Annotated in this window: 18 protein-coding genes and 1 pseudogene; 10 read left to right on the plus strand and 9 right to left on the minus strand. The window is 50.4% G+C overall.

Going from position 1 to position 19,741, the window contains the following annotated elements; genetic code table 11:
• Positions 1–166: 166 nt before the first annotated feature.
• Positions 167–2,656: a hypothetical protein gene (locus IPJ88_17700; GenBank protein ID QQR89970.1), complete on the plus strand. Its 2,490-nt coding sequence runs from the start codon at positions 167–169 to the stop codon at positions 2,654–2,656.
• Between the two features lie 119 nt (positions 2,657–2,775).
• Here the strand turns inward: IPJ88_17700 and trmFO are convergent.
• Positions 2,776–4,148 (minus strand): annotated as a pseudogene (gene trmFO / locus IPJ88_17705) (methylenetetrahydrofolate--tRNA-(uracil(54)-C(5))-methyltransferase (FADH(2)-oxidizing) TrmFO).
• A 275-nt stretch (positions 4,149–4,423) separates the two neighbouring features.
• On the opposite strand from trmFO, the gene dusB reads away from it, so the two are divergent.
• Positions 4,424–5,605 carry a tRNA dihydrouridine synthase DusB gene (dusB, locus tag IPJ88_17710; GenBank protein ID QQR89971.1) on the plus strand — a complete coding sequence of 394 codons (1,182 nt, stop codon included), beginning with the start codon at positions 4,424–4,426 and terminating at the stop codon, positions 5,603–5,605.
• Between the two features lie 6 nt (positions 5,606–5,611).
• Here the strand turns inward: dusB and IPJ88_17715 are convergent, their stop codons facing one another.
• Positions 5,612–6,250 (minus strand): DUF2490 domain-containing protein, encoded by a 639-nt coding sequence (locus tag IPJ88_17715; protein QQR89972.1) that lies wholly within the window; start codon positions 6,248–6,250, stop codon positions 5,612–5,614.
• Between the two features lie 145 nt (positions 6,251–6,395).
• Between IPJ88_17715 and IPJ88_17720 the strand changes: the two genes are divergently transcribed.
• Positions 6,396–6,869: a hypothetical protein gene (locus IPJ88_17720; GenBank protein ID QQR89973.1), complete on the plus strand. Its 474-nt coding sequence runs from the start codon at positions 6,396–6,398 to the stop codon at positions 6,867–6,869.
• On the opposite strand, the gene topA is transcribed toward IPJ88_17720, so the two are convergent.
• On the minus strand, positions 6,866–9,262 hold the full coding sequence (topA, locus tag IPJ88_17725) for a type I DNA topoisomerase (GenBank protein QQR89974.1): 2,397 nt from the start codon (positions 9,260–9,262) through the stop codon (positions 6,866–6,868). The genes IPJ88_17720 and topA overlap by 4 nt on opposite strands.
• A 24-nt stretch (positions 9,263–9,286) precedes the next feature.
• Positions 9,287–10,195 (minus strand): DNA-protecting protein DprA, encoded by a 909-nt coding sequence (gene dprA, locus IPJ88_17730; protein QQR89975.1) that lies wholly within the window; start codon positions 10,193–10,195, stop codon positions 9,287–9,289.
• A 44-nt stretch (positions 10,196–10,239) separates the two neighbouring features.
• Here dprA and IPJ88_17735 point away from each other — a divergent pair, with 44 nt between their 5' ends.
• The gene (locus IPJ88_17735; GenBank protein QQR89976.1) at positions 10,240–10,785 is read left to right on the plus strand and encodes a hypothetical protein; all 546 of its coding nucleotides are present in this window, start codon (positions 10,240–10,242) and stop codon (positions 10,783–10,785) included.
• Positions 10,786–10,968: 183 nt separating this feature from the next.
• On the opposite strand, the gene IPJ88_17740 is transcribed toward IPJ88_17735, so the two are convergent.
• Genes IPJ88_17740 through IPJ88_17750 form a run of 3 tightly spaced genes read right to left on the minus strand, consistent with a single transcriptional unit; the run spans position 10,969 to position 12,343 of the window.
• Positions 10,969–11,232 (minus strand): ferrochelatase, encoded by a 264-nt coding sequence (locus IPJ88_17740; GenBank protein ID QQR92080.1) that lies wholly within the window; start codon positions 11,230–11,232, stop codon positions 10,969–10,971.
• The gene (locus tag IPJ88_17745) at positions 11,127–11,990 is read right to left on the minus strand and encodes a ferrochelatase (GenBank protein ID QQR89977.1); all 864 of its coding nucleotides are present in this window, start codon (positions 11,988–11,990) and stop codon (positions 11,127–11,129) included. The genes IPJ88_17740 and IPJ88_17745 overlap by 106 nt, the downstream gene beginning before the upstream one ends.
• Positions 11,978–12,343: a sirohydrochlorin cobaltochelatase gene (locus IPJ88_17750; GenBank protein ID QQR89978.1), complete on the minus strand. Its 366-nt coding sequence runs from the start codon at positions 12,341–12,343 to the stop codon at positions 11,978–11,980. The genes IPJ88_17745 and IPJ88_17750 overlap by 13 nt, the downstream gene beginning before the upstream one ends.
• 94 nt (positions 12,344–12,437) lie before the next feature.
• Between IPJ88_17750 and IPJ88_17755 the strand changes: the two genes are divergently transcribed.
• The 6 genes from IPJ88_17755 to IPJ88_17780 all read left to right on the plus strand — a co-directional run bounded on the left by IPJ88_17755 (position 12,438) and on the right by IPJ88_17780 (position 18,619).
• Positions 12,438–13,868 (plus strand): glycogen/starch synthase, encoded by a 1,431-nt coding sequence (locus IPJ88_17755; protein QQR89979.1) that lies wholly within the window; start codon positions 12,438–12,440, stop codon positions 13,866–13,868.
• A gap of 6 nt (positions 13,869–13,874) precedes the next feature.
• The gene (locus IPJ88_17760) at positions 13,875–14,636 is read left to right on the plus strand and encodes an enoyl-CoA hydratase/isomerase family protein (protein ID QQR89980.1); all 762 of its coding nucleotides are present in this window, start codon (positions 13,875–13,877) and stop codon (positions 14,634–14,636) included.
• Between the two features lie 10 nt (positions 14,637–14,646).
• On the plus strand, positions 14,647–16,074 hold the full coding sequence (locus IPJ88_17765; GenBank protein ID QQR89981.1) for an HAD-IG family 5'-nucleotidase: 1,428 nt from the start codon (positions 14,647–14,649) through the stop codon (positions 16,072–16,074).
• A 12-nt stretch (positions 16,075–16,086) separates the two neighbouring features.
• The gene (gene thpR / locus IPJ88_17770; protein ID QQR89982.1) at positions 16,087–16,635 is read left to right on the plus strand and encodes an RNA 2',3'-cyclic phosphodiesterase; all 549 of its coding nucleotides are present in this window, start codon (positions 16,087–16,089) and stop codon (positions 16,633–16,635) included.
• A 226-nt stretch (positions 16,636–16,861) separates the two neighbouring features.
• Complete coding sequence (locus IPJ88_17775; protein ID QQR89983.1) at positions 16,862–17,926, plus strand: hypothetical protein; 1,065 nt, start codon at positions 16,862–16,864, stop codon at positions 17,924–17,926.
• A gap of 123 nt (positions 17,927–18,049) precedes the next feature.
• Entirely contained in the window at positions 18,050–18,619 is a 570-nt protein-coding gene (locus IPJ88_17780; GenBank protein ID QQR89984.1) for a hypothetical protein, read from the plus strand.
• Between the two features lie 54 nt (positions 18,620–18,673).
• Here the strand turns inward: IPJ88_17780 and IPJ88_17785 are convergent, their stop codons facing one another.
• Both IPJ88_17785 and IPJ88_17790 read right to left on the minus strand, forming a co-directional pair.
• Positions 18,674–19,147, minus strand: a complete 474-nt coding sequence (locus tag IPJ88_17785; protein QQR89985.1) for a nucleotidyl transferase AbiEii/AbiGii toxin family protein — start codon at positions 19,145–19,147, stop codon at positions 18,674–18,676.
• A 248-nt stretch (positions 19,148–19,395) separates the two neighbouring features.
• Complete coding sequence (locus IPJ88_17790; GenBank protein QQR89986.1) at positions 19,396–19,671, minus strand: hypothetical protein; 276 nt, start codon at positions 19,669–19,671, stop codon at positions 19,396–19,398.
• Between the last annotated feature and the right edge of the window lie 70 nt (positions 19,672–19,741).

The raw sequence follows: 19,741 nt of genomic DNA on the forward strand, positions 1-19,741 counted from the left end.
TGGCGACGGCAAAAGCTCCAAGACCCCGTTTTTTTTGGCTTTTGCTGTCGTAATTCTTCGGTTTTTCTTTTTTTTTTGAGATACTGCACGGCACTGGGAGGTCTCTGTGCAGAGCAACGCAAGGGGCAGTCTCAGTAAATAACAACATGATTTAGTTGGGGGAAGAATGAGACTGAAACTTCAAGGAAGTGCTCGTCAAATCGCAACCATGAGTTTGGGGTTGCTCGTACTTGTTATCTTTACCGCATGTGACGACGACAATGGCAGCAAGGTCGGTCCAGTGGTCGGCTTTTCGGATATTCCAGCAGGTGATGTATGCGCCTACGGCGGCGTACTTGCTCAAGCTGGTAATGACTCCAATGCCAATGGCATCTTGGATGAAGGCGAAGTCGAAACCAGCCAGAACCTTTGCAATGGTTTTGCTGCAAACGGTACCAGTGGATCCGGTTTGCTTATGACCTCAACATCTCTGTCTTCCGGGGATGCAAATTGTCCCAACGGCGGCACCATGGTCGTTATCGGCATCGATAGTGGCGATATGGACGGCGAGCTCACCGGCGATGAAATCGCAACCACCGACTACGTCTGTAACGGCAACGGATCCTTTGTAACGCCATCCCTGCTTCCGCCTTCAGGCCCCGAGGGTGATTCCGTGATTGATCTTCATGGTGCTGACGGCAGTACCACGAACGGTGGAAACGGCGGCTACTTTGGAGCTGCCATGAACGACGGAAGCTTGGGCGGTCATATTAAGATTTTCAAGACCGGGTCGGTGGACGCAAGCTTTGAGTTCCCCGAAACGGTTAGCACTAACTTAGGTGAAGTTCCCCTGCAGATCAGCACAGACACCACCTTGCCAAACCTTGCAGACGGCTCAACGCTTAGTGAAGGTGAAGCGTTCATTAAAACAAGCAACAATCGCCTGTACATAAGGCAGAGTAGTTCCGATGTCATCGTCACCGGTGTTCACGTTGCTTCAGGTGCAACACTGACGCTGGAGCTCAATTATACTTCCTATGCTTATTTCTATTTAGACAATGACTTTTTCAACGAGGGCACGATCAGTACAACAGTGATAGGTGCTACAAAGGATCGTGGCGGTCTTCGCATATACTGTGAAACCTACTACGGAACTTCGTCCTCAAGCGTCGACCTTCGCGGCGAAGATGGCACGACTGGAGAAGACGGCGGAAACGGCGGTTGGTTAGACATCGAAGCTTATGTCAACGAAGGCATCTTTATCAACCAAGGCAACATCAACCTCTCCGGTGGACAAGGCGATCAGGGCGGCAACGCGGGCTGGCTCTATGTGTATTCGGACAGTAAGATTCTAAACTCGGGGAACGTCGCTGCAAACGGCGGAGCTGGAAACGTAACCAATGGTGGCTCAGCAAACGAAATCGAGTTTGACGCTTACTTTGGGCATGCCTACAACTCTGGAAATCTGAGCGCAAACGGCGGAACAGGTCTGACCTATGGCGGTAGCGGTGATACAATTTCCCTCTACAACGAGTACGCGGGTCATGTCCGAAACAGCGGAATGCTCAGCGCAAACGGCGGAAGCGTCAACGCTGCATGCACGACAACCTGCTCAGGAGGCTCGGCTGGCTATATCGGACTGTACGCTTACGGCGGAGAAGTATTAAACTCCGGAAACGTTAGCGCTATCGGTGGAACGGGAACCACAGGCTCCGGTGGTAGCGGCGGCTACTTCGAGCTCTACACCTCGAATTCAAGTGGTTGGGAAGGCAGCTACCAGCCTGGTGGCAACATCGAAGTTGCAGGTGAGCTCTTGATTTACGGCGGAGCAGGTGCAAGCGGCGGTTCCGGCGGAGGTGTGGAAGCTCACATTGATGCAAGCAACACTCCCGCGCAACAAGAGATCATTTTCTACGGCTACGCTTCGTTGAACATGGCTGGTGGCAATGGCGCAAGCAATGGCGGCGCAGGAGGTTACCTCGAATGGTGGCACGACACCACAGACGGCAACAGTTGGCCGGCCGACGGTGGTCCATCCGGTGGCGTAGTTAACTACCTTCCAGTCGATCTATCGGGCGGTAACGGTGCAGATGGCGCTGGTGGTTCAGGCGGATACTTCTATATGTATACCGAAGACGAGTATGGCTTTGATACCGATAGCGAGGTTGTCATCAACTACGGTGACGTCGACTGCTCCGGCGGTGACGGCACCGACGATGGCGGATACGGTGGTTATGTCTACATGTGGGGCTACAACCACGCTGAAAACCAAGGCGATATTATCGCTCACGGTGGAAGCGCTAGCGCCGATAATGGTTCGGGCAACAGCGGATACTACATTGGTATCTTCTCGGACCTCGGTCCTGCGATCAACAGCGGTAACCTCGATTTCTGCGGCGGCGATGCAACGGCAGATGGAGGCTCCGGTGGTTCCGGTGGATATGTTGAAATCATTGGCTACTCAGCCAGCAACTCGGGTAATGTTGGAACGTGCGGAGGAGACGGAAATGCAAGCAACGGAAGTGGTGGCGATGGCAACGACTTCCATATGTTGGGTTTGTATGAGGCCTCCAGCAACACCGCGGATACGATCAACGTAACTGGCGGAGCAGGAGACAGCCCCGGTGAAAGTGGTCAAGCGTATATCGACAACCAAAACGTCACCGACACACTCTAACCTTCGGTTAGACAAGTCCGAGTGATAAAAACGGGATGCAGCTAGTAGTGCATCCCGTTTTTATTTAAGCTCTTTTAAAGACAACTAGTCCCAAAGAACAAAACCAAGAAACGCCTTAGTTAGCGACGAGGCAGAACAGGTGGTTCACGATCTTTTTCACCTTCGCCTAGGTCTTCTGCCCGAAGACCTGTGTCTGCGAGCCAACTGTCCAGATCATGAAGCGCTCTTATTGAGAGCGCTTCTTTTTTCGCACGCTTCCTGAGTTTTGGATTATCAAGCTCAGGAAACATGCTCCAAACAATATTGCTGGGTTGGAAGTTCTCTGCAGGCGTTTGCAGGTGACGCAAAAGCGCACCAAGGGCGGTCGTAGCAGGGAAAAGTAAAGGTAAGTTGGCGCGTTTTTCAGAACCCAACATCATGCCAAGAGCAAGTCCGCATGCTGCACTCTCTACGTAGCCTTCTACACCTGCTATCTGCCCAGCTAGATGGATGTGGGGAAGCGCTTTTAAAGCGAGCCTTTCGTCAAGCACCTTGGGCGCATCCACAAAGGTATTGCGGTGTACCGTGCCCAGACGTTCAAACTGCGCCTGCTCGAGCCCCGGAATCATTTGAAATACACGCTTTTGCTCGGGATATGTCATGCGTGTCTGAAAACCCACAAGGTTGTACGCACTGGCCTCTTTATTTTCCTGGCGAAGCTGCACCACTGCAAAGGGGCGTTTGCCAGTACGAGGATCGGTCAAGCCTACCGGCTTCATGGGCCCGTAGGCCAAAGTAAGTTCACCACGTTCGGCCATGACTTCAAGAGGCAAACAACCTTCGAAGTAATTTGGCTTTTCAAAAGCATGCGGAGTTACTTTTTCAGCAGCGCGCACTGCCATGACAAAAGCAAGGTACTCTTCTTTGTTGAGCGGGCAGTTGACGTAGGCATCATCGCCCCCTTTATCGTAGCGAGATGCCTTGAACACCTTGCTCCAATCAATCGAATCGGCGAACACGACTGGCGCTATGGCATCATAGTAAGCTAAACGCTCTGCTCCGATTTTGTTTTCGAGGTCTTTAGCAAGCGCATCACCGGTAAGCGGCCCGGTGGCCAAAATAGTTTGACCCTGCGCAGGAAGTTCAGTGACTTCAGCCGATTGAACTTCGATATTCGCATGAGCGCTAATTCGAGCAGTGACTTCTTTTGAAAAAGCTCCCGATCAACAGCCAGTGCACCCCCCGCCGGCACTTGCGCAAGCTCTGCACACTGCATGATCAATGAACCACAACGGCGCATCTCTTCCTTAATTAAACCTACTGCGTTAACGAGTGCCGCGCCTCGAAATGAATTGGAACAAACAAGCTCCGCAAACAAATCACTCTTTTGCGCCGGCGTACGTTTCTTGGGCTTTTGCTCGATCAACGTGACAGTGAGCCCCCATTGCGCCAGCTGCCAAGCTGCTTCGCTTCCCGCAAACCCCGCACCAATTACCGTAATATCCGTCCCCATGCCGGATGCATAGCACATCAGCCCCCGCTCGCTAGTACCGATGAGCCAAGCCCTCCGCTCGCAAAGCGAGCCCGCTGGGGTGGGAGCCAAGGCGCGAAGCGCTCCAAAGAGGGGATTCGCGTGAATCCCCTCTTTGGAGCGCTGCTCCGCAGCGGTACAAACAAGTTAAAGCTCACAACTTAACAAATTCAAAACTACATCACCCATCCCCCTTCCCCCGGCCAGATCCAGGCAATCAGCCTGATCTTGAAGAAAAGATCTGCTATGGAGGGGTCATGGACCTTCGATATGTTTCCGAAATCAACCAGGGCGTTCCGGTGGCTTCGCCTGGGGAGTTTAAGGCTCTTTCTGTCGGCCCATTAAACATCTGGCCTCCTGTGGTGCTAGCCCCTATGGCCGGAGTGACCAACTATCCTTTTCGCACCCTTTGTAAGCGCTTCGGGGCAGGCCTTTACGTTAGTGAAATGATCACGGCACGCCCTCTGGTTGAAGGGCGGGAAAAAACACTAAGGCTTAGTGATTTTGGACCAGAAGAAAAAATCCGGAGTTTACAGCTCTACGGCGTGGATCCTCACTACGTTGGCCTTGCGGTCGAGAGGCTCGTTAAAGACGGTAGAGTGGATCATATCGACATGAATTTTGGTTGCCCCGTGCGCAAAGTGACGCGTAAAGGCGGTGGCGCGGCCATTCCCGCGAAAGCAAAGCTCCTTAAAAACATTGTTCATGCGGCTGTAAGCAATGCTGGCAAGGTTCCTGTCACGATTAAGTTTCGAATTGGCGTCGATGAGCATTTACACACCCATCTTCAGTCCGGCTACATCGCTCAAGAGGAAGGCTGCGCGGCGGTCGGACTGCACGCTCGCACGGCAGCGCAACTCTATGACGGACAAGCCCGTTGGGAGGCCATTAAAGAGCTCAAGCAATCGTTAAAACACATCCCCGTCTTGGGCAACGGAGATATTTGGGAAGCCCACGACGCTTTACGCATGATGCGACAGACAGGATGCGATGGTGTAATTGTTGGCCGCGGTTGTTTGGGAAGGCCTTGGCTTTTTCGAGATCTGGCGAAAGTCTTTGACGGAGAAGCCCCACCCGATCCACCTACCCTTGGCGAAGTGGTGGACACAATGAAAGTTCATGCCAAGCTGCTTGTCGATTGGCTAGGTGAAAGCCAGGCCATGCGTAATTTTCGTAAGCATAGCACCTGGTACACCAAAGGCTTTCGCAAGAGCGCTGAGCTTCGAAAAAAACTCATGCAAGTTAACAACTTTAGTGAGTTTGAAGAAGTTCTTGACACAATGCCACGCGATGAGGCTTTTCCTCCGACGGCCATGCGCGTCCCTCGAGGAAAAACCGCAGGAACACAAAAGGTTGCTCTACCCGAAGGTTTTCTGGATCATCTTGACGATGATGCTGTGCCCATTGGAGCCGACGAAGAAGCCGTTTCCGGCGGTTGAAATTGATTATTCCAAAGCAAGGAAACGAGAATACTGTGAGAAAAAAACTGAGCTATTTTCTTCTTGCGCCAAAAGTTGGTAGCCAATCTCAGCTCGCAACTCATTCGTGAAATGATAACCGATAGCACCATAAAGACGTATTTGATCAAAGCCAGCTTGCTGGCTCCAAGTGTTATCGTTCATGGCAAAAAACGCTTCCACCGAAAAAGCCGAAAACGCAGAAGGTAGATGCTCGAAATCCCAGACAAGACGCACTCGTTGTCTTAGTCGTATACCAACACCGCTATCATCAGGCGAAAAGCGTTCTTCAACCCGTGTTCGAAGACCTAATTGCAGTTGATAGGGCCATTCGAAACTCACTTGAAACTGTTGCCACAGGCGATGCTCATGAGCCTCAGCACCACCCCGGTCTGCCAGGGTCGCGAGCCAATCGCCGCCAACCATCATATTCGTTTCTTCACTTAATCGTAGTCCCGCAGCAGCGCGAACCACGCTCACCGTTCCCATGCCGCCTCGTCGGGTTTGAAGCAAACCATAGAGAAGCCATCTGCGAGCCTGCGGACTAAGCTCGCTAAGCCCCTCGAGAGTCAACCAATTTTGATAGTCTGACTCTGCTTGAGCCAGCGTTGGTATTGAGAAACTCATAGTAATAAAAAATAAGTAGGGAAATACTCTATATCTTGAACGCATATCGATGTCTTGTCTGCGAGAATTTGCACTATCAAAACGCATGGCCTACGACAGCTATGGCTTTGAAGCAAGGCAAAGTCCCTCACAAAGGAACGTCGAGATGAAAAAAGCGGAATTGTGTTTGCTAGTCTTTTTCGGGATCGTTTTTTGCGAAGTCGTTTCGTGTGCAGGGCCGGGTTACGACGCCGGCAACGATGTCGTTGCCCAAGAACGAAATCTTTATCGACCACTCGGCGCTAAAGGCATCGATAGTCCCTTGCCCAAAGAGACTGGCAAAGGTTGTGTGTTTGGAACAATCCGGGCCATGGATGCCATGGGCTCTTCACTAAGCGGTGCAACAGTCCACTTCTACAATCACACCGAAAAACTTGCTCAACAGCAAAGTAATACGCAAGGCGAGTACTCTTTTTGCATATCAAAGAATTATCGTGACTCCCATGGAAGAGAAGTGAAATCAATTTCACTTCGCATCGTGGTCATTCATAGTGGCTATCAAGAAAAAGAATTTGAAAAGCGTTGGAATCTTGACGCAGCACTTCACGTTGATATGCGGCTTAGTCCCTCAGAACACTAGCTTTCGCTCGTTTTTCCATCTGTGCCTGTTGGAGCAAGCTTTTCGTTTGCATCGGCTGACTCGTCCGGCATCGGACCAATGTAGTCGCAGCCTTCTCTGACGCATTTAAGCTTTGGATTTGCTTTGCCACCTGCAGGTACAAGAAAGTCACTTTTGCAATCGGGACAGACTTGATTTACAGGCTTCTGCCAAATACGGAAATCACACTTGGCTTCTGAATTGTAGTTTGAGCAGCCGTAGAAGGCCCTTGAACGCCCCTTGCCTTTGACCTGTACAATCTCACCGCCACATTTAGGACAGTGCACTCCCAATGGAAGGTTTCGGGTGTGTTTGCATTCGGGATATTTTGAGCAGCCGAGGAAATAGCCGTTTCGACCCCATCGCTTTAACATGGGCGCGCTGCACTCATCGCAGGTATACGGAGTAAGTTCTGGTTCGCGCGAACCTCCGTCTTCATCGTCACCCGTTGGGATGTTGCGGGTGTGCTTGCATTCTGGATAACCCGTGCAACCCACGAAAGGTCCATTGCGGCCCCATCGCTTCATCAATTGTTTTTCGCACTCGGGGCACTTTTCATCGAGCATCTCGGGCTCGGGCCACCACTTGTCTTTGTTCTCTAAAACTTTGGCAATTTTTGCCTGAAGCGCGTCATGAAAGGGGCGAAGAACGTCAAGACGTTTGACGCGCGCTTCTGCAACACCATCAAGATCATCTTCCAACTTGCGGGTAAAGCTTATATCAGCCAAGGAAAACTCGTCAGCAACCAGACGATCGATAACCAAAATACCCAGGGGTGTTGGCTTTAATCTATTTTCGATCTTTCGCACGTAGTCCCGCGCTTGCACCTTGCTAATAATTTCAGCGTAAGTACTGGGTCGACCAATACCCTCTTCTTCAAGTTTCTTAACTAAACTTGCTTCATTGAAATAAGGTGGAGGTTCAGTCTGCTTCGCATGAACTTGCACGCTGGGTGGCACCACCAAGTTCAGGCTTTCGCCTTCATTGAGCTCGGGCAGCGTGCCCTCTTCAACCTTGTCTGAACCTGCGTCTTCTTCCCCGGCAAGCTCCGTGGAAGTGACTCCATATACCTGTTTCCAGCCGGGCACGCGAAGAACACTGCCGCTCACCCGAAGACGGAAGACATGTTTTTTAGCTTTGGCTTCGATCTCAGCAGTGGTTTGATCATAGAGAGCAGGCAGCATCTGAGATGCCACAAAGCGATCCCAAATAAGCTTGTAGAGTTTAAGTTGTTCAGCTTTGAGCCACTTGGCCACCTCATCGGGCGGCAAATCCAAACGCGTAGGACGAATGGCTTCGTGCGCATCTTGCACATTCTGCTTCTTTGTTTTGAAGACGTTGGCTTTATCTGGCAATGTGTTTTTGCCGTAGGTCTTTTTGATGAAATCGCGGCATTCATTTACCGCATCATCGGAAAGACGCACGCTGTCAGTACGCATGTAGGTGATCAAACCCACGGCTTCAGCATTTTTACCCTTGCCGAGTTCAATGCCTTCATACAAGCGCTGCGCGACACGCATAGTGGATTTGGGCTGCATACCTAAACGGTTTGATGCGTCCTGTTGGAGCTTTGAGGTAGTGTACGGAGCTGGCGCATTGCGTTTTTGCGCTCGCTTGGTAATTTTATCAATCTTGAAATCTGCTGCTTTGAGCTCGGAGACATAAGTGTCGGCTAGCTCTTCTTTCATGACAGCAGGTTTGGAACTTACCCTATCGAGTTTGTCTCCGTCGACGGCATCAAGCACCGCGGTAAACGAAGGTCGGTTCTTACCCACCAACGCTGCATCCACAATCCAGTACTTCACCGGCACGAAGGCATCGATTTCACGTTGCCTATCCACAATGATACGCAAAGCCGGGGTCTGAACGCGACCGGCCGAAAGACCAAAGGCAAGCTTTCGCCACAACAGGTTCGAAAGAGGATAGCCGCCAATGCGGTCCAAGACACGACGCGTGCGTTGAGCTTCGTACAAATCGGTATCTAGTGCGCGCGGATTCTCAATGCCTTGCTTGACGCCCTTTTTGGTAATTTCATTAAAGAGCACTCGCTCAATGCTAGCATTTATATTGCTGTTCTCGAGCTCTTCTTTGATATGCCATGCAATCGCTTCGCCTTCGCGATCAGGGTCAGTTGCGAGCAAGACTTCATCGACATTTTTGGCTTCTTTTTTAATTGCCTTGAGGACATCCGCTTTGCCTTTGTCCTCAATCACTGCGTAGGTCTCTTTAAAATTATCGTCGATATCGACACCACCACGCTTGGGCAAGTCCTTGACGTGGCCTTTGGATGCAAGCACCAAGTAATTCTTACCTAAATATTTCTGAATCGTTTTGGCTTTTGCCGGTGATTCCACGATAACTAAGGACTTTGGCATCGTTGTGTTCTCTCCTAAGACCGCTCAGCGTAGCCTGAAACGTCCGCCAGGCAACTCCTGCACTCTGGCGGCCAAGCTAAGCATGACCAGCGCGGTTTGTACTCTTTTTGCAGAAAGCCCCGATGCCTGAATCAAGCCATCTCGGTCCATGGGACCCTGCTTAAGAAGGGTAGCAATCTGCTGCTGATCTCCATCTAAAAGCTTGATATTATTTGTTTTTTGTTCAAAAAGCATGGGGTTTTCGTGCATGCGGGGTCTCTTTTTAAGACCCCTTAAGGCCGGATGCGATAGGACATCTTGGACAGAAGTGCAAATGAGGCCACCTCTTTTAGCCAAAGAAAGTGCGCCCTGCCCCCTCGGGTCCCAAGGGCTAGCTGGCACAAAAAACACCGGAATATCAAGGTCTTGAGCCCATTTTGCCGTGATAAGCGCACCGCTTCGCACAGGAGCCTGGACCACTAGCACAACCTGGCTCAATGCGGCGATCAGACGGTTTCGTTGCACAAACATCCAACTGGCAATGGCTTGCCCCGGCTGCTGCTCACTAAGCAAAACGCCGCCCCTATCCACTATAGTACTAAAGAGCGCGTGATTACGTCGGGGATAAGGACGATCAAGGGGAGAGGCAAGAACGACGGTGGTTGTTCCATCACCATCGAGCGCGCCCTGATGCGCAGCCGTATCAATACCGTGCGCTCCGCCCGATACGATGGTGAGCCCGACCTGAGCCAGCGCTGCGCACAATTCGCGTGTGAAACCAAGCGCTTCGCTTGAAGCGCGCCGCGTGCCAACCACCGCCACACTGGGCCTATCACCCGGGCCATCGCCACAGACCCAAAGTTGCTTAGGCGCTTTGCCTAGTTTTTGCAATCTCGACGGCCAGACGGGGCTATTCGGCTGGATGCAGCTCTGTTTAAAAAGCGTTTGAGCCATACCGTTTTGTTGTCGGCCATTCGCGCTTGTGGTTGCTTAGGCGCATGGAGTTAAATACGGAAACCCTGCGCCCTATTGTTTTTCTCGTGGCCGGTGGCTTGTTCTTTATCTGGCTCGAACGGATAGGCAGCAGATGGTTTCGGTCTCTGCGCGCACGCTTTCGGGCGAAACGTTGGCAAAAAGGGGAAAACAAGGCCCTGCGCATGCTTAGCGCGGCAGGCTATCGCATCCAAAGCACGCAAGACAGCAGAACCTGGACACTCTTCGTCAACGAAAAACCTTTGTCCGTAAAGCTCCGGGCTGACGCGATTGTCGAGAGGCATGGCCAACGCTACGTCGCCGAAATTAAGACTGGAAGCAAAGCGCCACAAATTCAGAACTCCGCAACACGAAGGCAACTGCTCGAGTACGCCTGCGCCTACGGAGCCTCAGGCGTGCTACTGGTCGATGCGGAGAACGAGCAAATTCATCACGTCCAATTTGATCTTCCTGAACAGAACACTGCAATAAAGCACAGCCCATTTGCGTGGGCTTGGCTCATCGCACTGCTGAGCATTGCGGTAGCGGTTTATCTTCGATCGCGGTCTTGAACGATTCATCGATAGCAGAGCACTCGTGCACTGATTGGAAAGTATTGAGCCGAGATCGCAAAGTGAAGGCGTGAGATGCAAGGAAGAAAGCCGCAGAAATATCGCGAATATTTCAAGGTTTTCTGACGCCGCAGCTCGCGCCTTCACTGCGGCGAGACGGGTCAATCCTTTCCAATCAGTGCACTAGCGCGCAGCGCAGCACCCAGGCTTACAAGGCTGAACTCTTGGGCCAAGCGATCCCACAGCCTTTGGCTCTAGTTTTTGTACATTCTCACGGACGAGTGCATGCATCATATCGATAAAAACCGGATGGCTGCCCGCGGTAGGAGCCCTTAGCATCTTTATTCCAAGAGCTTTTGCGTTTTGCTGAGCTTCAATATCCAAATCATAAATGACTTCAAAATGATCCGAAACGAAGCCAACAGGACAAAGCCAGGCATGCGTGATGCTCTCTTCCGCAAGGGCCGAAGGTAGTCATTAACATCGGGTTCGAGCCACGGCAGATGCGGCGGGCCACTTCGGCTTTGGAAAATAAGTTTCCATGAATCGATACCCAACTCATGTGCAACGAGCGAAGCTACGCAGTTTAGCTGCTCGAGGTAGTCACACTTCGCGGACATCGCCTGCGGAATGCTATGCGCAGTAAAGGCATAAGCAACAGTTGCTCCGTTGGCTTGTTGTTGGATCGCTGCTAACGATGCACGTGCCGATTCGACCACTGCTTTAATGAAATAAGGATGATTGAAATAAGGACGTATTTTTGTCACCATTGGAGCATCCTCGCCGAGCGCTGCTCGCGCCGTTTCGATATTCTCCAAATACTGCCGACAACCGGAATACGAACTGTACGCTGAGGTCACGAAAGCCAAGGCATGCTTGATACCGTCACCTCGCATCCGGCGCAGCGTATCTTCCAGAAGAGGATGCCAGTTTCGGTTGCCATAATAGATAGGCAAATGCGGGCCATCTTTTTCGAGAACTACGCGCAGGGCTTGTATCAATGCCTCATTCAGTTCATTGATGGGGCTCTTGCCGCCAAACTGCATATAACGTTCTGCAACTTCGGCCAGACGCGCCTCGGGAACATTTCGCCCTTGGACAACTCGCTTCAAGAATGGAAGCACGTCATCGGGGCCGTCTGGTCCACCAAAAGAAAGAAGAAGCAACGCGTCGTATTGGGAAAGCTCCGAGCTCACAGTCCACACCGATCCTTAACCGCATCGATGAGACCCTGATGCAGGCCCAACGCCTCGGTCACTCGAAAGCGAATCGACGGATGATTGCGAGCAATCGCCTCGACCATCTCGGGAATATCCCTGCTGGCATGCTTGCCAGGACTAAGCATATAAGGATGCACTATCAGGCGATCGATACCTTCCTTAAGGCAGAGCTCAACCGCCTGCTTGAGATCCGGTTCGGCAAGCTCCATATGAGCATGCGTCACAAAGACTTCATCATCGACATTTTTGCGCATTAAAGCAGCCACTTGCTCAAGCATCGCATTGGCTTCCACGCGGCGGCTCCCGTGGTCAATGAGAATCACTCCAGTATGAAACACGGCACAGGCATACCCTAAGTGCAGGCGAATGCCCAGCCCAAGTCTTCACAGAGGGGGTAGCTCTGGCCATGCGCTCGATGTAGGCTACGGCCCAATGCATATTCTACTTATCAGCCCAGGTTTTTATCCTTTCCACGGACACAACGCGGTGACCGAAGCCACTGCTGGATTGGCTAAAGCTCTACGTAATCTCAAATACGAAGTCACTACCCTGTGTCCTCTTTTGCCGAGTGAAGCACACAAACAACGTGGCCTTGCACGCCGCCTTGATCCCCTCAGTGTAAAACTGGGCGATCAAAGCAAAGAGTTTGTGATCTTTGAAAGCAAGAGCCCATCCGGGGTCAACCACGTTTTTCTAAGCCACGAAGATCCTACCTCTTCTGCATCACCGGAAACACTAAGCGATATGGATGTTTTTTTCTGTGAAGCGGCTAGTCGTTTTGTTCACGAGTTTCCAGAAGCACTCGATGTCGTTCACGTGCACGACGTTGCCTGCGCGCTTTGCGTACCCATGCTCAAAAGCACCGAGCACACAGCAAATGCAAACTATCCGATCCTTTTCACCCTCTACGACCTTGAGCATCAAGGGAAACTGTCCGAACTACAGGCTTCAGAACTTGGCCTGCAAAACAAAGACTTTTCTGATTCGCTACTTTTTGCCGGTACCGTTAACCCCGCTGCCGCTGCAATTCAATACACAGATGTCTTGTGCACAAACACGGTCCGTCTTGCTGCAGACCTTGAAGACGACAGCACGGCCATGGGATTAAAACAGCGCGCCGAGCAGCGTGAGCATTGCGCGATTGGTATTGATTTTGGCGTCGATACTAGCGTCTGGAACCCTGCAACAGACACCTTTTTAAAAACACATTATGAATCCATCAATTTGCAAGGAAAAATTCAAAACAAGACGCAATTGCAATTTGAAAAGGACCTCGATGTCGAAGCTGACACGCCCTTGTGCGTGTGGCTCATTGAAAACACCGATTCCCTGCCAGAAAGCTTAGATGAAACATTTTTCCAACGTCTTTTTAGAAATGAATTGCAACTGATCATCTGCACTCCAAGCGATTCATTGCCTGAAGTTGTAACCACCCAAGAGCAAAGTTTTGAAAAGCAGCTTCGCTGTCAGCTTAATATGAGCGAACAAGACCAACACCGACTCATAGCAGCAGCCGATTTCTTACTGCTTTCAACATCCAGCAATCATCTGCTCAATTTGTCAGTCGTTGCATTTCGCTATGGTTCCATACCCGTAGTCGCAGACACCTCATTCCTTCCTCATTGTGTTTTAGACTGCGATACCGAATTGCGTAGCGGAAGCAGCTTTCTTTTCAGCACCACACACAATGATGACGTCCTGAAGACCTTGCAGCGAGCTCTTGCTGCCTATTCACAGAAGAAATTATTTCTAGACCTTCAACACAATATCATGAAAACAGATCTATCTTGGGACCGCAGTGCACGTCATTACGCACAACTCTATAAAGAACTCGCCTCTGCCGAACAAAAACAGGAGAAATAGCACTTCATGAGTTCCTCTCCTATTCTTCAAAGCGAAAACAACGGTATTGTTACACTCGAGTTTAATCGACCCGAAAAAATGAACGCCCTCAATGTGGCGATGTATGTTGAGCTAAAAGAAGCTCTCGAGCGTGCTGCCAAACAAAACGCGATTGCCGCGGTGCTGCTGCAAGGTAGCGGTGGCAACTTTTCAAGCGGAAACGATCTGGCCGATTTTGCTTCGCAAGACACTGAAAAGTTTGGCAAAGCCGTTCTCAGCTTTCTTGATACCTTGGCTCAATTTCCCAAACCCATTGTTGCGAAAGTGCAAGGATATGCTGTGGGCATTGGAACAACAATGCTTCTGCATTGCGATTTTGCCTACGCAACAAAGGATGCTCAGTTTGGGCTGCCCTTTGTAAAGCTTGGGCTCGTACCCGAAGCAGCTTCAAGTTACTTGCTCCCATTGCTTGCCGGCCACCGCAAAGCAAGTGAACTGCTTTTGCTTGCTCAAGGCTTCGGAAGCGACGAAGCCAAAGAGATGGGGATTCTCAATGCAGTCGGTAATGAGCAGGCGATGGATTCAGCTGTCGAGCAAACACTTGCTTTGCTTCGCTCATTGCCGCGTGAAGCAGTTTTAGAAAGCAAACGTCTGCTCAAACTTCCCTTTCAAAAACAAATCCAGGATCAAATAAAGCACGAAGCCCAGGCTTTTATGTTGGGGCTCCGTTCAGCAGCCACACAGCAAGCCATCGCTGCGTTTTTTGAGAAATCAAAAACAAACGCCTGAGAAACTATCTATGAGAAAACTTCCTGAAATAAACCGACGTATTTTCTGTAACCGCACCTTGAATCTGCGCTCCATCAAAGCCGTTGGCTTTGACATGGACTACACCCTAATCCACTACAACACCGAAGCTTGGGAGCAGCGGGCCTATGAGCATGTGCGTAACCGTCTTGCAGAAGCAGGCTTTCCCGTCAAACATCTTCGTTTCGATGCAAGTTTGGTAAAGCTTGGCCTTACGATTGACACCGAACTTGGCAACTTGGTTAAAGCAAATCGCTTTCGGTACATCAAACGTGCTTGCCATGGAACACGCCCTTTGAGTTACGATGAACAACGTAAAACTTATGGTCGTGTTCAGATTGATTTAAATCAGCCTCGATGGCGCTTCATGAACACCTTGTTTTCGCTTTCCGAGGCTTGCATGTACGTGCAAATGGTTGATTTGCTCGACAAGGGCCGGCTAGACAACCGTTTGGGCTACAGCGATGTCTATCGCATTGTGCGCTCACGCATTGATGAGACCCACATGGAGGGCACCCTAAAGCAAGAGATCATCAATGACCCAAAGCGTTTCGTCGAGCTCGATAAAGAAATTCCACTGGCGCTATTGGACCTCAAATACGCTGGGAAAAAACTTTTGCTGATTACCAATTCGGAATGGCACTACAGCGAAGCCATGATGAACTATGCTTTCGCTCCTTTTCTTCCCAAAAAAATGAATTGGAAAGAATTGTTCGACGTAATTATTGTTGAAGCCCAGAAACCGGACTTTTTTACAACACGAAAATCTATTTTTGAAATCGTCGATCACAAAGAAGGCCTGCTTCGACCTTTCTTTGGCAAACTTAAAAAAGGCGGAACCTATCTTGGCGGGAATGCAGCCCTGCTTGAAGACTGGCTGGGAATCGACGGTGAAGAATTTTTATACATTGGCGATCACATCTATGCCGATGTTTTGGTCTCGAAAGATCTCTTGCGTTGGCGAACAGCGCTCATCGTAAGAGAGCTCGAGCAAGACATCGAAAGCGATAAAAAATTTCTAAGCAAACAAAAAGAGCTCGAAAAACTCATGGTGCAAAAAGAATGCCTTGAGCATGAGTACTCGCTTTTACGCCTTGATTTGCAACGCCTCAAAAACAAATACGGGCCAAAACCCAAAGCAACCATGGGGAGTCTTCAGCAGTCGATCAAAACCGTTCGTGCCAAAGTAGTTAGTTTGGACGAAAGAATCGGACCTCTTGCAAAACAGGCTTCGGAGCTTACCAATTCCATCTGGGGACCATTGATGCGTGCCGGAAACGATAAAAGTTATATCGCGAGACAAATTGAGCGCTATGCGGACATTTACATGTCGCGCGTTTCGAACTTAGTTGAGCAGACCCCTTTTGTTTACATGCGTTCTCAGCGCGGTATGCAGCCTCACGATCCTGGTAATCTTTAATAGGATAACAAGGTGTTTTTTGGCATTCGGCTAACTAAAGAATGGAAAGAAATGCTCAGCAGTGCGCAACAGGGCCTCGATGGCGTGCGCTGGACAAAGCAAGAGAACCTCCACCTCACATTGCTTTTTCTTGGAAACATTGACCAGAAGATCTCCAGCGAACTTTGCCAAAACGCAACGCCTATGCTGCTTCGAAGCTTTTTCATCGATGGCCATGGTGTAAGCGCCTTCCCCGCACTCGAAAATCCCCGTGTACTCTTTGCATCCGTAAAACTCAACGCCGAGCTATTAGCGCTGCACCAAAAGCTCCGAGACCTTTGTGAAGCACTTGGCATTCCCCTCGAAGCTCGATCCTACACACCACACATCACGCTAGGCCGTGTCCGTCGGAAAAAGCTACAGCTCCAAAACTGGCACGACGCCAATGAATCACTTGTCCTACCGCCCTTCCAAGTCCAAACCTTTGAGCTCATGGAAAAAGAAAAACACGAACGAAGCCACCGCTATGCCACCCGTCAGGTTCTCCCACTCAATAAGGGGAAAGACTCTTTACCGGTTTAGTCAGTGAACTGTGAAAGATTTGAGCTTTCTGCCAACACTGTTTGTTTGGATTAAATGTAGACAATCTACGATCTTGTACTGGAGCCAACCCTCTCCACTTGGGGAATATTTGCTGCTCCTGTCGGAAATGTGGCTTTCAGTATCTCGCCCTGACGAAAAAAAGTTAACGTTATCGCAGAGCCAAGTACACTGTTTTTTGGCATGAATATTGCTTAACTAATTAATCATGAAACGCTTAGTGAAAGTACGTACATGTAGGCTAGCTTCGTTGCTGACACTGCCACTCCTTTTTAGCGCATGCAGCGTTAGTCCCACTGGCGATACGGCATCGGATCACAACGCACAATCCACCGATCCGTCACCTATCCTAAGCGTAAACGTGAACCACGAAGCATGGGTTTGGGTACTGCGACCTTGCGCCAATGGCGCGCATGGCCTCGATCAGCAACGTGCTCAAGCGACGGAGAACTATTGCACGCGCGACGGCTTGGGCAACGGCTTTCGCATGCAACCGGTATGGACACACCAACCTCAAGTCGACTCCAAGGTTGGCATTTACGGCGCGAGCTTCGTTGAGGGTGTCTCTTGCGAAGCGCCCTATGAGTTTCCATCGTACGAACTGCCAAATGGTGCAATGCAGCAATCGACGTGGCCAAGGCACCCCTGCACTGAACTTGGCTGGGTGCAAACATCGTTTTGGGGTCAATACATGATGATCGAAGATTTACTCGACGCCACCGTGGTCGGCCAAGACACCGCACAAAGAGATCCAGGCACAGGTCTGCCTAACTGGCTGGAGGCCCTTCGTAGCCCAGCAGAACTCAGCACCTGCAACGCATCAGAAAAAGTTGCCTTCTTCAATTCGGAACCGGACACGATCGCCGTCTACACGCTAAGTTCTTATGGAGAACTTCGTGAACAAAAACCTGGTCTTCTTAAATCCGTAACCGTGGAGTCCTCTATTGAACCCGGCGCACAACGCTCGAACCTGTTCCGACCGCAACGGATCTACTCGATTTTCTATGAATGCTGGGCTGATAGTTGTGGTTCCAGTACGCAAGATTGGAATACCTGGGTGTCGCGATCACGCAGCATCGAACTTATTCGCGGAAGCTATGTAAGCGCTATCGATCAGCAGGCATCGCTGCCATGGCTTTCTCCTGTACTCGAATCCCCTCCATCCAATGGTTTCAATATCACCATCAATTACGATAAAGACGATAGCGACTTTTTCGACGAAAACAAACACCCCGGCCGTAAGACTATTCTCGAAGCGGCTGCAGCTCGCTGAGCACAACGAATTACGAGCGAGTTTGAAAACATTCCTGCAGGCAGCCCGATTCAAATCATTCATCCTGCTTCACCGAACCTTCCCCCGGTTGAGTTCAATTCGGAAAGCGAAATCGACGATCTCGTGATTTTTGTTGGCGCAGCCGGCTCAGATGTATTGGGCACTGATTCAGCGGCAAAAAACCATCCAAATGTTCAACTCTTGCTCTCACCACAAACGGATTTCGATCAGCGTTTAGTTCTACGACGTGATGGGCACATCTATCAGCCATGGGTGGCCAGCATTACCTTCCGCGAAGACTGGCCATGGTTTTTTGATGCAACGCTCGATAACGCCGACGACTTTCCCGGAACCTTCGATAGCCGTATGGATTTCTTTGGCGTTGCTCTACATGAAATCGGGCACGCCCTGGGGATAGGAGGCAATCCCGCCATGGGCGCATTGCTCCAAACCCTAGGCAATGGCGAGGACCGCTATCAGGGATTCATGGGCCAGGAAGCTTCTTGTATCAATGGCGGACAGAACGGCTACACGCCAGTCAAAATGTCAGGCGGCGTACACACCGCACAAGAGGTTCGCAGCAATGGCAATCCACCGGTCATGGGTCTGGTAGTCGAGGCGCCTCGACGGCAAATCACCGACCTTGACTTAGCCATGCTTCGCGATATCGGATACAAAACCACCAGTCCATAGCTCTGCACAGGACCTGAGCTCAGTGGATCGGCACAGAAAGTTGCTAGCGAATTTCTAAGGGGTTGGCTTTTCTGTTTTAGTGCTGGCTTCTTGAAGGAGTGCAGCATCCATCAAGTCTTTTTTGCGTCCGGAAGCTAATTTGTTGGCCAAGAGAGCTTCGCGTCCAATTACGTTCAATGGGATGCCGTGGAAATCGACTTTGCATCGGCCACTCCAGGCTTCTTCGAATGTTATTCCATCAATGCCCGTTAAAATGTCGATCCGCCACGGTTTTCTTCCAAGCATGAATATTTTGTTGGGTTGCTTCAGTGCATCAGGAGAGTCAACGGCATCACCGAAACCGAAACTTCGAAGTGCATTGTATACACACCTTGCGTTCTGCTCGGACGCCTCGATGAATAGGTCTAAATCTTCAGTGAGTCTAGCCTCGACGTGGAAGGCGAGGGCGTGGCCTCCAATCAGAAGAAACTTTGTATTCTCTGAGACCAATGCTTCTAAAAACTCTTTCCAGTCGGGGGGGATTGTCATCGTAACCGTAGTATAGTCGTCGCAGTCGTTCCAGGGAATCGAATCTCTCTTGAGGACTTGATTCCTTGAGGTCCTCGATATCAGCATGTGAGTCGTGCAAATCGACTACCCGAAGCACTTTTTCCATGCTCCATTGTAGCACTTCTGAGGATTGCACTCAAAAGGAGGTCAGTTGCCTGAAAAATCTCGTAAAGAATTGCTTCTTTTTGGGTGTTTGGTGGAAAACTCGATTTAGGTCAAAATCGTTATTAAAAATCGGTACCGCCATCGGTACCGTCGATAATACACACACCGTCCCAATGATGCCACTGGCCCGGAGCGACGCAGTCCGTTCGAAGGTCAGGACAATTAGGCAAACTGGTGCTTGGATAGTAGCACGACAAACCCACCGGTGAGCATGGCGTGCCATCATTTGGTCTCTCAACGCCTTCGGGGCAACCTTCCGTAGTACCGGCATCGTTTCCATCCGAATCGCACGCGCTAAGGAAAAAAAAGAGCGATACGCCAAGCAAGAATTTTCTCATACAGATGCATTATCTCCGTTTGGAGTGGCACGCAAAAATATGGATAAATTCAATCCCTAAAGTTAATGTA

It is taken from the genome of Myxococcales bacterium (assembly GCA_016699535.1).
GTDB lineage: Bacteria > Myxococcota_A > Polyangia > Polyangiales.

Coding starts and splice junctions, on each gene's coding strand:
- IPJ88_17700 (QQR89970.1), top strand. CDS start 167: ATGAGACTGAAACTTCAAGGAAGTGCTCGTCAAATCGCAACCATGAGT.
- topA (QQR89974.1), bottom strand. CDS start 9,262: ATGCCAAAGTCCTTAGTTATCGTGGAATCACCGGCAAAAGCCAAAACG.
- dusB (QQR89971.1), top strand. CDS start 4,424: ATGGACCTTCGATATGTTTCCGAAATCAACCAGGGCGTTCCGGTGGCT.
- IPJ88_17765 (QQR89981.1), top strand. CDS start 14,647: ATGAGAAAACTTCCTGAAATAAACCGACGTATTTTCTGTAACCGCACC.
- IPJ88_17735 (QQR89976.1), top strand. CDS start 10,240: ATGGAGTTAAATACGGAAACCCTGCGCCCTATTGTTTTTCTCGTGGCC.
- IPJ88_17775 (QQR89983.1), top strand. CDS start 16,862: ATGAAACGCTTAGTGAAAGTACGTACATGTAGGCTAGCTTCGTTGCTG.
- IPJ88_17715 (QQR89972.1), bottom strand. CDS start 6,250: ATGAGTTTCTCAATACCAACGCTGGCTCAAGCAGAGTCAGACTATCAA.
- IPJ88_17790 (QQR89986.1), bottom strand. CDS start 19,671: ATGAGAAAATTCTTGCTTGGCGTATCGCTCTTTTTTTTCCTTAGCGCG.
- IPJ88_17760 (QQR89980.1), top strand. CDS start 13,875: ATGAGTTCCTCTCCTATTCTTCAAAGCGAAAACAACGGTATTGTTACA.
- dprA (QQR89975.1), bottom strand. CDS start 10,195: ATGGCTCAAACGCTTTTTAAACAGAGCTGCATCCAGCCGAATAGCCCC.
- IPJ88_17720 (QQR89973.1), top strand. CDS start 6,396: ATGAAAAAAGCGGAATTGTGTTTGCTAGTCTTTTTCGGGATCGTTTTT.
- IPJ88_17785 (QQR89985.1), bottom strand. CDS start 19,147: ATGACAATCCCCCCCGACTGGAAAGAGTTTTTAGAAGCATTGGTCTCA.
- IPJ88_17755 (QQR89979.1), top strand. CDS start 12,438: ATGCATATTCTACTTATCAGCCCAGGTTTTTATCCTTTCCACGGACAC.